Genomic DNA, 12,535 nt, shown 5'->3' on the forward strand with positions numbered 1-12,535 from the left:
TGATTATGGAGCTATTATTCTAAATATTATTTAGAAAATTATTATTAGTTGTTTTCCAACAATTAATTGACACTATCATAATTTTACACTATAGTTGTTAAAAACACAATCAATATGATATGATATGAATATTAGCAAATACATAAGTTTGATTATATAAAATTCAAATGGGTATTAATTAGCTAGAAATTTAAAAGGGGGTAAAATTCGTGAAATTGAATAAAATTATTGAAGAAAAGAAAAAACAAGTAGAAAGAGAAAAAAAGAAAGAAACTGCTAAAAATATTGCAGTTGGTACAGCTATTGGGACAGCACTCGGTGCAGTTGCTGGTTTATTGTTTGCTCCAAAATCTGGTAAAGAAACAAGAGAAGATATTGCAAACGTAAGCAAAGAAGTAGTTGGAAATGTAAAAGAAAAAGTAGAAGAAGGAATTGATTTGACAAAAGAACAATATGAAAAAGTAAAATTAAATATTCAAAAAAACACAGAAGAGGCCAAAGCAAAAGTTGAAGAAAAGAAAATAAAAGCAGAGGAAGAAGCAAAAAAAATTGAAGAAAAATCTAAAGAAGTAGTAAAAGAAATTGATGAATCCTTAGATGAAACTAAAAAAATTGTTGAAGATAAGAAAGAAAACATTGAAAAAACAATAAAAGAATAAAAGGAGAGGATAGGGTATGAATATCACTTTTACCCTAAGAGATCTTCTCCAGTTAATACTTTTCTTACTTGGAATAGGTGTCTTAGGATATTTAATAGCAATATTAAACAATGTCTATAAGATTGTTAAAAACACTAGTAATATTGTTGAGTCGAATTCTGTGGAATTAGATACAACAATAAAAAGACTACCTGAGATTACTGAAAATGTCGATAATATAACTAAAAAAGTAGATGAGATTATTTTTGACATAAAGGATGACTTAAGCGATGTAGTGAAGAACGCAAGTGATATAACTAGTAAAATTGATGATGTGACAAATGTAATTGATGATACAACTAAAAAGATAGGGGAAACAGTTGACGTTGTAGTAGATTCTATTGCTGAAACAACTGTTGGCATAACAGATACTTTAAAAGATGTTACTATGTACATTGAGATATTAAAAGAGATTTTAAATGTAGTAAAATCAGCTTTAAAGAAGTAAATTTATCTAATAAATAGCTTCCAAGTAAGCAATTCAATAAATACTTTAGATTGCTTACTTGGAGGTTTTTTTAAATATATTTAAATATATTGTTGATTAGTGTAATAAAATTGATATACTAACAATATGAATTAAAAATTTGTATTATTAAATGCATGTACAGGAGAAGAACAATGGAGAGAATAAAATTTATTATTAATCCATCATCTGGAAGACAATCAATGGATAGAAAAGTTGATTCTTTAATTAAAAAACTATTAAATAATGGTTATATTGTAGGTAAATATTATACTAAGGGGAAAGATGATGCAACACGTGAAACAATAAAAACTTGTAAATCTGGATATGACCTAATAGTAGTTTGCGGCGGAGATGGCACAGTTAATGAAGTAGTTAGGGGATTAATGGCAAGTGAAAAAAAGATACCACTTACAATTATTTCGTGTGGTACTGTAAATGATTTTGCTAGATATTTGAATTTGCCAAGAACAATTAATGGTATTTATGAATTAATAAAGCGTGAAAAAATAATGTCTATAGATGTCGGAAAACTTGATGATAAATATTTTGTAAATGTCGCTGCTGGAGGGTTATTGACAAATGTAGCTCACACAGCTCAGCCTGAGATGAAAGCAATTTTAGGAAGAGTTGCCTATTATTTAGAAGGACTAAGAGAGTTGATGGTTGATAAATTGGAACCAATTGAAGTAGAAATAAAAACTTCAGAGGTTTTTTTAAAAGAAGATATTTTGCTTTTTTTAATATCAAATAGTTCATCAATAGGAGGCTTTAAGAAATTAGCCCCCACAGCTGAGATAGTAGATGGATTATTAGATGTTGTAATCGTTAAAAAAGCTGAAATTGGAGAATTGGCTAATATTTTTATTAGTATTTTCAAAGGTAAACACATAAATCATCCTAAAGTCATTTATTTTAAGACTGATAGCATTGAAATAAATTCGAAAAACAGTATAGCCATTGATATTGATGGTGAATATGGTGGAAGATTACCAGCTAAATTCGATGTAATCAAAAATGCAATAGAGATTTTAGTTTAATTTAGGAGGTTAATAGTTTGAAAAGTAATCATGTTGAATCAATTGAGAAATATTTAAGAAAAATTGATTATATTGTAAGGAAAAATGGTCGGATGATATTAAAAGACTACAATTTAACGGCTCCTCAATTTACCGCTTTGCAAATTTTAATTAATTCAGGAGGAATGACTATTAGTGAACTAAGCCAAGAAATGGATTTAGCTTGTAGTACAATCACTGATTTAATTGACAGAATGGAAAAAAGTGAGTTAGTTAAAAGAACGCGAGACGATAAAGATAAGAGAGTTGTGAGGGTAACAACACTAGAAAAAGGAACAGAAGTTTTAAATAAGGTCATGGAAAGAAGAGTCCAATTTCTAGATAATAAGCTTGAAGATTTAAGTATTGAAGAAAAAGAAAATTTAATGAATGCATTGGAAAAATTGTATAAAAATATGAGTGAAGAATACAATTAAACTTGACGAAGGAGTTTTTTTATGTATTTAATAAATAATTATCGAATTGTGGCTAAGTATAGTAGAAATATAAATGACGAATCGTATGTTGCAGAATCTTTGAATCTTGCGGATGATTTTAAATTTATTAAAATCAAAAATAAACATCTTGACAAGCGTTTATTGGACGATTATATTGCAAACTTTCCTAAATACATCGGCATAAAACATAAAAATTTATTAGATACGTATGAATTTGATGTAGTTAAGACGATTGATCTGAAATTGATAAATGCTCCATTATATTTAATATCTTCAGAGTATTGCAATTGGAAAAGAATGTCTGAAATTGGAGAATTTACTTTAAAAGAATATGCGCAGATAATAATAAAAATATTAGAAATAGTTGATTTCTTACACTTTAGGGGATTTTGTATTAAAGTATTGAATCCTGACATAATATTCATATCGGAAGATCTAGAAGTTAAACTTTTAAACATATCAAGCATTATTGATTTGCAATATAACTATCAAAAGTATGAGGATTATTTTGAGTACATTGCTCCAGAAGTTTTATCTGATAGCAATGAAGTAAGTATAATGGCGGACTATTATTCTTTAGGGTTCTTAATTAAAAACTACTTGTTAAAACATTTAGATGATAACGATGAGAATTATTTTTCATTGAAAAAAAATGCGTACAAATTAATAAACTCAAATCCAATAAATAGAGATATTTCTTTATTCGAATTAATAAATTATATAAAATCCGCATTTGATATTGACTATGTGATAGATTATGTAAAAGAGAGAGGCTATTTAAATTTTGATCGTTCAATAGTTGGGTTAGAGAATTATATAAAAATTTATTATGACGTAGATAGTAATTTACAAAATAACATAATAAAAGAAAAATCAATTATTTATTCTGGGAAAAAAGGCACAGGTAAGAGTATATTATTAAATGAATGGGTAAGATTATCTAGATTAAACCTTCGAGATTCAATTTATTTTGATTTCTCAAGTTATGATCCGCTTAATAATAATCTAAATGATTTGATTATCAAGTTATTAGATTCTCAAGACATATTGTATGACATTATAAGCATTAGCAATACTATAAAAATATCAACAGAAAAAGGGTTTGGAGCATATAATTTAGAGAAAGCGAATGAAAGACATGACGTATTTTCTATTTTGGCAGAAGCTATTATAAAACAATATAAAAATAGAGTTTTATTTATGGTAATAAATGATTTAGACAATGTTGGAAAAGAGGCTTTGGAGCTTATAGATTATTTACTTGTAAGATTTAAAGAACAAAAAGTGTTTTTTGTATTTTCATCCAGTGAATCAACTACATTTACTGATTTTAATAATTATGTTGATTATTGGATCGATAATAAATTTATGATTAAATATCAGTTAAATAATTTGAATAAAGAAAACACGGAAAAGTTTGTTCAAAAAATTCTTGGAATGGGTTATCCACCATATACTTTTGCTGAAAAAATTTATAAAGAATCTAAAGGAAATCCTAGGTATATAGAGATTCTTCTTAGATATTTATATGATTCTAACATTATTTATATGAACAACAATGGAAATTGGACATTAAGAATTGATAACTATGATGAGTTAGTTTTCCCCAAAAATGTTGAGGAAAGATTTAAGGTTATCTTAGATAGCTTATCTGATGAAGAAATGAATTTACTCTACTTAGTTTCATGTATAGATGGGAACATTTATATTGATTATTTAGATGTGTTTAGTGAGAATATAAGCGAAGTAAAAGAAACGCTTGAATCACTTTTAAAAAAACGAATAATATATTTAGTTAAAAGTAATAATGTTGAATTGATCGAATTTGTAGATGAAGAATTAAAATGGGCATTATATTCTACTTTAGATCAAGAGAAAAAAGATGAAAATCATAGAAATATTGCAAATATTATAATAAACAAAAAAAATGCTGGTAAAAACTATAATTTTTTAGAACTAATGCATCAATTAAGTTGTTCATCTCAATTTAACACACTGATAAATTTTGTTTATGAAAAAAGAGAAGATGATAACAATAAATATTCGGATTCCTTTATAAAAATATTAGAGTTATGTTATTCGATGATTCAAAACAAAGACGTATTAAAAGAACTAGATGTCTTAATCACTCTTATAGATACGTACAATACAAGAGGGGAATATAAAAAATCAAAAAAAATTATTGACCATATAAATAGTTCATCATATTTATCTGAAGGGATGTCAATAAGTACTGCTACTATTCTAAATATTTTATTATTAGAGATATATATAAGGACAGACAAATCTCACATGGCGACCGTATTACTTGAGGAGATTGAACCGTATTTAAGTGAAATAGATGCTGACAATTTAATGAGATATTATTACATAAAATCTGTATATTACATGGGAATTGGAGAAAATGAAAATGCGAAGTTAACTGCTAATTATTCCATAGATTTATCATCTAAAATGAATGCAAGCAAATATTTAGCGGATCTATATAATATTAGAGGCATATGTAAATTCACAGAAGGTGATTCAATCGAAGCTATCGAAGACTATGAAAAAAGTATTGAGCATTTTAATAATTCTGACAGACCTTTTGATGTAGTTAAACCTTTAAATAATATTGCCAATGAATATGGAGACAATTATGGCAGAATTGACATAGCTATTAAATATTATTTAAAATGCATTGATATACTAAAAGAATACAGATTAAACAATAAGATTGGTAATTTCTTAAACAATTTAGCTGAGTCATATATAACAACAAGAGAATATGAAAAGGCTGAGCGTTATTTAGAGGAAGCTTTTAAGATATGTCAACAAACAAAAGATAGAAGCTTATATTTTTATGTGATGATAAACGCTGGGTTTGTTATGCTTTACACAAAAAAATTAAATAAAGCATACGATATATACATGGATTTGCGTCAGATGAATAAGTTGCAACCAATATTAGATAAAGAAATATTAGTGAATTACTCAGAATTCCTATCCCTTTTCTATTATGAATTTGGCAATATCAAAATGGCGATTAAGTTTTGTGATATATCAATTCAGAGATCAAAAAAAATAAGTTTAAAAATATTCTCTAGAGCTAGAGTTAGAAGATTTTATTTAGATATTATCACAAGTAATAGATTTGATAAATTGTATGCTATAAATATAATAGAAGAATTATCTGAAAAAGCTAATAAATATGATCAAGCAGATTTTATTTTAAAAACAGCATTCTTTGCGTTATATTTTGGGGAGTTAGATTTTTTCAACGAATTGTTAGTCCGTTATAAAAATATTGACCAATTAGAGGTGACTGACAAATTTTACTATGATTTTTCTATGTTGAAAAAATTAGGGAGCGCTAAATCAACAAACCAATTTGAAATTTTAAGTTTAATAATTGAGAGAAAAAATGATTTTATATTATCCGAAATACTTTATTTTATTCTTGTAGCAAAATTTTCGAATGCATCAAAGAACTATCTTGCTTTATTAAAATCATCTCTGTTTATCCTTGATTTTTTATCAAAAGCAACTAGTGGTCTAGAAAATGGAGATTTTAAAAAATACGTATACGAATTATATAAAACAGATAGAATGGTAGAAACAATAAACGATGTATTAAAAAATGAATTTAGCATAGAGCAGGATTCACTAGCAATTAAGTTGATTCATGAAGATATCAATCAATTTATTAGTTGTTTACCAGATGAAATATTTGAAAAGATTTTTTACACACCGGAAGCAATTAGGAAATTTGCCACAATTGAAACTCTTTTATCAAATTTTACTGACAAAAATGAAGACAATCTATCTTTAGTAATGAGATATATAGCAGCTATAACTAATGCTGAGAGAGTGTTTGTAAAAATATTTGCTAATGAAGAAAATGAAGAGGATGAATTTATATCATATAATAATAAAATGATTATAGACAAATCTAACAGTATGATAGAAAATTATATATTACAAGGTAACGAAATTTTTTATAATCGTAATATGAATGTAAATCTAGAAGCAATCTATGAACAATATATAGATAATAATGTACAAGCACTTATTGCAATTCCACTATTCAATGATCTTTCAGGACAAGTCACAAAATATGAAAAAAGGAAATATTCAAACCCACAAAATAAAAAAATATTAGGATATTTATACATTGAATCAAGAAGTAAGTTAAATAGAATAGATAATGCCAGATATTATTCGATTAAAGGCATTTCAAATATTCTATATCTTACCATACAAAATAAGATGTTATTTATTAAAACAAATATTGATATTTTAACAAAAGCTTATACAAGAGATAAAGTTATGGATATAGCTGAAGATTTAATTAGTGAATACAACAATATTAATATTGAATTTGCTTTACTAATGATTGATATAGATAAATTTAAGAATGTCAATGACAGTTATGGGCATCAATTTGGTGATGAAGTTTTGAGGAAAATTGTGGAAATTACAAAGAAAAATGTCAGAGAGACCGATATAGTAGGCAGATATGGAGGCGAAGAATTTTTAATTTTACTACAAGGAGTAGATTCTCATAATGCTGTAAGTGTTGCGGAAAAAATCAGAAAATCTATTGAAGAATATGTATTTCCTAAAAACGATAATTCTGTTACTATTAGTATAGGAATATCTCATTTTCCAACAAATGGATACTTATTAGATGATCTAATTTTTAAAGCTGATCAAGCTTTATATTTTGCTAAGGAAGTAAAAGGGAGAAATTCTGTCGTTAATTGGAATGAAGAAATCGTTGAAATAAAGGATTTAAAAAATTTCAATCTGGAAGTCAATATTGACAATATATTCCAAGATTTTGATACCATTACAAATATATTAGAAACTTTAAAATTATATAAAACCAATAAGAACTTAGAAGAAAAAATATCAGTTTATTTAACAAAATTAATTGCGGGGACTGATGCGGATTACGCTTCTTTAGTATTGTTTATAGATGATGAAATTAAAAAATACGCTAAATTGAAAGAAAATGATAAGATAGTAAAAAATGTTTTAATTGACGAAGATATAATATATAGAGTAAGATCAAATAAAACAATTGAATGTTTTATTAATTGGGATAAAGATATTTTAAATAATGGAAGGTTTGACAAAAAAATATACTCAGTATTATCAGTACCGATAATTATTAAAGATGAGGTTAAAGCAGTAGCATATCTAAAAGCATCTTTAAAAAACAAAGAATTTGATAAGCGAGATATATATTATGTGGACTTAATTAGTGGAATATTTTCGGGAAATATTTTAATAAATTAATTGTGAAATGAGGTGGGTAAATGGCTGTAACCATAAAAGATGTTGCAAGAAAAGCTGGGGTGTCGATTTCCACAGTTTCAAGAGTAATAAATGAATCTAAACCTGTAAGCCCAGAAGCAAGGAGAAAAGTCATTAAAGCAATAGATGAACTTGGATATAGGCCAAATGAAATAGCAAGGAGCTTAGTTACTAAAAAATCCAATGTAATCGGTGTAATTGTAGATGATATTGGGAGTTCATACGTTGCACAAATAGTTAGAGGAATAGAAGAAGTGGGTCATATGTATAATTATGACATCTTACTTTGCAGCACTTATGGGGATAAAGAAGCAGAAGAGAGATTTACCCAACTATTGTTGCAGAAACAAGTTGCTGCAATTATTTTATTATCAGAAATATACAACGAAGAGGTGATATCTTATTTGAAATATGCTTCAATTCCGTTTGTATATTTAAACAAATATTACAATGTGCTTGAAAGTCCTACTGTGAGGATAAATAATTATTTGGCTAGTAAAAAAGTTATGGATTATTTAATTAAGTGTGGTCATAAGAATATTGCTTATGTTACACAAGAAAAAGATATTGAATTAACTGTCGAAAAACACAAATTACAAGCATATAAAGACTCAATGAATGAGTTAAAACAACCTCAAACTATATACAAAATAGATGGCCATACAATCACTAAAGGCTATGAATTTGGTAAAAAAATTGAAAAGGACATAAGAACGAATAAGATTACAGCTGTATTTTGCTGTGATGATGAGATAGCAATAGGTTTGATCAATTATTGTTATGATAATGATATTAAAGTACCAGACGCAGTATCTATCGTGGGGTATGGAAATATATCAATTGCTTCATATATTAGGCCAAAACTTACAACTATTATGGAACCTTATTATGACATAGGTGCAGTTTCTGTAAGAAAATTGTCAAAAATACTAAATAATGAAAAGCCAGAAGAAGAAACAATTGAATTGCCTGTACAACTAATAGTTAGGGATTCTGTAAAAGATCTGGATATTTAAATTAAAAACGCATAAGCTAAATAATAAGAAGAAGCTGGGATTTATATGAAAATGTATGATAATAAAGCTAATAAAAAACACCACATGATCATGTGGTGTTTTTTATTAGCTTTATTATATTATCATAGTAAACTAAAAGGGGGATATTGAAATGATAATTATTGATGGCAATCATCTAAATTTGGAATCATTTGTTAGAGTGGTAAAACATGGGGAAAAAATAGAGATATCGCAAGAAGCAACTGAAAGAGTAATCAAATCGAGATTGTATGTAGAAAAAATCGTCAGTGATGAAAAAGTAGTTTATGGCATAACTACTGGTTTTGGGAAATTTAGCGATGTTTTAATAACCCATGATGAAACAGTGGATTTACAAAGGAATTTAATTATCAGCCATTCTTGTGGGGTTGGAGATGCCCTCAGTGAGGAAGCTGTACGAGGAATAATGTTATTAAGAATTAATGCTCTTTCTAAGGGATATTCTGGTATTAGATTAGAAACATTAAATACTCTTGTTGATATGTTAAATAAAGGAGTTCACCCAATCATCCCCGAAAAAGGGTCTTTAGGTGCAAGTGGAGATCTAGCTCCATTGGCTCATATGGTATTAGTAATGATTGGTGAAGGTGAAGCAATTTATAAAGGACGTAAAATGTCAGGCATAGAAGCAATGAAAAAAGCCAATATTGATATCATAAAACTTCAAGCTAAAGAAGGATTAGCTTTAATCAATGGGACTCAAGTAATGACATCGATAGGTTCTATTGCACTTTTTGAAACATTAAATATTTTAAAACTAGCAGATATATCATGCGCTTTAACTATTGAAGCATTAAATGGTATCATTGATGCTTTTGATTCAAAGATCCAAGAAGTAAGAGGGCACAATGGGCAAATAAAGACTGCTTTGAATTTAATAAGACTTCTAAATAACAGTAAGATGACTACAAGACAAGGAGAATTTAGAGTACAAGATCCGTACTCTATTAGATGTGTGCCGCAAGTACATGGTGCTTCGAAAGATGCTTTTAATTATGTAAAAAATGTATTAGAGACTGAAATGAATGCTGCCACAGACAATCCATTAATATTTGCTGATGAAGATGAAGTATTTTCTGGAGGAAATTTCCATGGACAGCCAGTAGCTTTGGCTATGGATTTTCTTGGCATTGCACTATCCGAAATAGCAAATATATCCGAGAGAAGATTAGAAAGACTTGTAAACCCATCTTTGAGCAATGGACTACCAGCATTCTTAACAACTAATGGCGGAGTGAATTCGGGATTTATGATTGTTCAGTATGCGGCCGCAGCATTAGTTTCTGAAAATAAAATTTTAGCTCATCCAGCAAGCGTCGACTCAATACCTTCGTCAGGGAATCAAGAAGATCACGTGTCCATGGGAACAATTGCTGCAAGAAAAGCACTAGAGATATCTCAAAATGTAAGGAAAGTGTTAGCTATGGAGATATTAACTGCTTGCCAAGCTATTGATTTAAGAGGAAACAAAGGATTAGGAGAAGGCACAAGTTTAGCATATAGTGTAATAAGAAATAAGATTCCTAAATTAGAAAAAGATAGAATAATGTATATTGACATAAATAAAGTTGAAGAAATTATTTCTGAAAATACTTTATTAAAAGAAATAGAGAACAATGTTATAATAGAGATATAATGTAAAATTTGATTAAATATTTGTGAAACGAGATGTTTTTATGACTAAAAAGAATATTATCTTAATTGACCCACAAGAAGTATTTTTATGTGGGTTAATTAAGATATTAGAAGAAGAAGGAAACTTAGATGTTTTAGATTATACAAACATGTATGACAAGATTTCAGCGATTTTAAATAAAAACGCTGACTATTATTTGATATGTCCAGAATTTGAAGAAGATGAAGAAAACAACATTATCAGAATGGTAATAGATAAAAATATAAACCATGTGACTATTTTCATGATTAATGAGTTGTCAATAACTCATAATTTTTACATGAAAAATAAAATATTTAGAGGTTATATTCATAAAAAATCTGCAAAGGCAGAATATATAGACATGATTGACAATATTAGTAAAAATAATTTTTATATTGATCCTAAATTAGCAAACAAATTAGATCAAAAATCCTATGATAATGATTATTGTATTGATGATATTAGGAAAGTATATCATTTAACATATAGAGAATACGAAGTATTTTGTTTGCTTTCTAATGGGCTTTCTAACATTGAAATAGCAGATAAACTATGTATAAGTGAGAAAACTGTAAGGAATAATTTAACTGCTGTATACAAGAAGTTAAATGTAAATACTAGAGCGGAAGCTATGCTTTTCTTCCATAAAATCAATAAAAAATAGATTTTTCTAGTAAAAAATCAATAAATTTATTACTTAAAGGGCTTAGAGTTCTGATCTTATGTGATGCTAAATAAAAGAAACGTTCCAATGGCAGATTATTTATTTTGTGCATTCTATAAGTTTGATTTAAATTGTTGTCAATTTCATATTTGGAGATAAACCCTAAACCTAATCCACATTCAACAAATTTTTTTATTGTTTCATTATCTTCTAAATAAGCGATTACATTTAACGAATCGAAATTATATGGGGTTGAAGATAAAGCCTTTTCGATAATTTCTCTAGTTCCAGAACCCTTTTCTCTTATTATAAAATTATAGTTAATTATTTCATTTAAATCTAGTGTTGGAGAACAGATACCATAAGAAACTGGAGATATGAGAACTAATTCGTCATTCATCAATGGAATAAAACTAATATTAGCAACATCATATTTATTTCCAACTATACCAAAATCATAGTAGCCATCAATTATATTATCGATCACTTTCATTGAATCTAATTCACTTATTCTATATTTTACATCTTTATTTTGTAAACTAAATTCGCTTATCACCTTGGGTAAAAAATGTTTTCTTGGGACACTGCTACAAGTAATATCTAATGTACCAACAATAGATTTATTGTATTCATCTATCTCGAATTTTAAATTATCATATGTGTTGATGATTTCGATAGCATTATTATAAAATATTTGTCCAGCTTGAGTTAGAGATATATTCTTTCCTACTCTATCAAATAATCTGCATCCTAATTCTTCTTCTAAATTTAAAATTTGACTACTTACTGTGGGTTGTGTAAGAAACAATTTTTGTGCTGCTTTTGAAAAACTTTTTAGTTTAGCAACTTCTATAAAGGTTCTTAATTGTCTAAAGTCCATAAAATCATCTCACTTATCTAGATATTTTCATATGAATTATATCAATTATGAGAAATAATATCCAGTATATTTAAACTAGTAAATTTAAATTGAAAATGGATTTAAGATTATTGACATATAAAAGTAAATATTGTATCATTATTAATGTTAGCATCTTTCGATGAATAAATTTTATTAATTTGTTTAAGAAATAATTAATAAAAAAGGTATTGACACAAGACATTGAAAGATGTTATACTAACAAAGTCGCTGAAAGAGCGGCAATGAACCAAGAAAACTAAACAGTGTGAAACTTTGA

Annotated in this window: 9 protein-coding genes; 8 read left to right on the forward strand and 1 reads right to left on the reverse strand. The window is 27.4% G+C overall.

Annotated features, from left to right (window positions below):
- The first annotated feature begins 209 nt into the window (after positions 1-209).
- The 8 genes from E4100_RS09005 (at position 210) to E4100_RS09490 (ending at position 11,357) form a co-directional block, all read left to right on the forward strand.
- Positions 210-659, forward strand: a complete 450-nt coding sequence (locus tag E4100_RS09005) for a YtxH domain-containing protein (RefSeq protein WP_135271719.1) — start codon at positions 210-212, stop codon at positions 657-659.
- A 16-nt stretch (positions 660-675) separates the two neighbouring features.
- Positions 676-1,146 (forward strand): methyl-accepting chemotaxis domain-containing protein, encoded by a 471-nt coding sequence (locus E4100_RS09010; RefSeq protein ID WP_135271720.1) that lies wholly within the window; start codon positions 676-678, stop codon positions 1,144-1,146.
- 173 nt (positions 1,147-1,319) lie between these two features.
- Positions 1,320-2,204: a diacylglycerol/lipid kinase family protein gene (locus E4100_RS09015; protein ID WP_135271721.1), complete on the forward strand. Its 885-nt coding sequence runs from the start codon at positions 1,320-1,322 to the stop codon at positions 2,202-2,204.
- A 17-nt stretch (positions 2,205-2,221) separates the two neighbouring features.
- Entirely contained in the window at positions 2,222-2,659 is a 438-nt protein-coding gene (locus E4100_RS09020; protein WP_245196391.1) for a MarR family winged helix-turn-helix transcriptional regulator, read from the forward strand.
- 21 nt (positions 2,660-2,680) lie between these two features.
- Positions 2,681-7,963, forward strand: a complete 5,283-nt coding sequence (locus E4100_RS09025; RefSeq protein ID WP_135271722.1) for a diguanylate cyclase — start codon at positions 2,681-2,683, stop codon at positions 7,961-7,963.
- 20 nt (positions 7,964-7,983) lie between these two features.
- Positions 7,984-8,997 carry a LacI family DNA-binding transcriptional regulator gene (locus E4100_RS09030; RefSeq protein ID WP_135271723.1) on the forward strand — a complete coding sequence of 338 codons (1,014 nt, stop codon included), beginning with the start codon at positions 7,984-7,986 and terminating at the stop codon, positions 8,995-8,997.
- 151 nt (positions 8,998-9,148) lie between these two features.
- Entirely contained in the window at positions 9,149-10,672 is a 1,524-nt protein-coding gene (hutH, locus tag E4100_RS09035) for a histidine ammonia-lyase (RefSeq protein ID WP_135271724.1), read from the forward strand.
- A gap of 40 nt (positions 10,673-10,712) precedes the next feature.
- Positions 10,713-11,357 carry a response regulator transcription factor gene (locus tag E4100_RS09490; RefSeq protein WP_135271725.1) on the forward strand — a complete coding sequence of 215 codons (645 nt, stop codon included), beginning with the start codon at positions 10,713-10,715 and terminating at the stop codon, positions 11,355-11,357.
- Here the strand turns inward: E4100_RS09490 and E4100_RS09045 are convergent.
- Complete coding sequence (locus E4100_RS09045) at positions 11,344-12,237, reverse strand: selenium metabolism-associated LysR family transcriptional regulator (RefSeq protein ID WP_135271726.1); 894 nt, start codon at positions 12,235-12,237, stop codon at positions 11,344-11,346. The two genes, E4100_RS09490 and E4100_RS09045, sit on opposite strands and share 14 nt — an antisense overlap.
- Positions 12,238-12,535: the final 298 nt, after the last annotated feature.

Origin of the sequence: Soehngenia longivitae, from assembly GCF_004684055.1 — a bacterium.
Classification (GTDB): domain Bacteria; phylum Bacillota; class Clostridia; order Tissierellales; family Tissierellaceae; genus Soehngenia; species Soehngenia longivitae.

Excerpts from the sequence above, each read along its gene's own strand:
- E4100_RS09490 (WP_135271725.1), top strand. The coding sequence starts at position 10,713 with ATGACTAAAAAGAATATTATCTTAATTGACCCACAAGAAGTATTTTTA.
- hutH (WP_135271724.1), top strand. The coding sequence starts at position 9,149 with ATGATAATTATTGATGGCAATCATCTAAATTTGGAATCATTTGTTAGA.
- E4100_RS09025 (WP_135271722.1), top strand. The coding sequence starts at position 2,681 with ATGTATTTAATAAATAATTATCGAATTGTGGCTAAGTATAGTAGAAAT.
- E4100_RS09045 (WP_135271726.1), bottom strand. The coding sequence starts at position 12,237 with ATGGACTTTAGACAATTAAGAACCTTTATAGAAGTTGCTAAACTAAAA.
- E4100_RS09030 (WP_135271723.1), top strand. The coding sequence starts at position 7,984 with ATGGCTGTAACCATAAAAGATGTTGCAAGAAAAGCTGGGGTGTCGATT.
- E4100_RS09010 (WP_135271720.1), top strand. The coding sequence starts at position 676 with ATGAATATCACTTTTACCCTAAGAGATCTTCTCCAGTTAATACTTTTC.
- E4100_RS09015 (WP_135271721.1), top strand. The coding sequence starts at position 1,320 with ATGGAGAGAATAAAATTTATTATTAATCCATCATCTGGAAGACAATCA.